Here is a 284-nt window from a genome sequence, read left to right on the forward strand (position 1 = left end):
CGCTGTAGCGGACTTGAGAGTTGTAGAGTCCTGCCAGATTATTCAAACTGAGGGCAACATCCGGATGGTCTTCTCCCAGCAGTCTTTTTCTCAATTGTAAAGCTTGCAAATACAAAGGTTCCGCTTCTCTGTAGCGGACTTGAGAATAGTATAGTTTTGCCAGATAATTCAAACTTTGGGCAACATCCGGATGGTCTTCTCCCAGCAGTCTTTTTCTCAATTGTAAAGCTTGCAAATACAAAGGTTCCGCTTCGCTGTAGCGGACTTGAGAATTGTAGAGTCCT

The 284-nt window shown here is 44.4% G+C and carries 1 protein-coding gene; it reads right to left on the reverse strand.

The window, feature by feature from the left end; genetic code table 11:
• The coding region (locus tag MiSe_RS50175) for a tetratricopeptide repeat protein (protein ID WP_226595099.1) at positions 1-284 on the reverse strand (284 nt) is incomplete at both ends.

This window comes from Microseira wollei NIES-4236 (assembly GCF_020521235.1).
GTDB lineage: Bacteria > Cyanobacteriota > Cyanobacteriia > Cyanobacteriales > Aerosakkonemataceae > Microseira > Microseira wollei.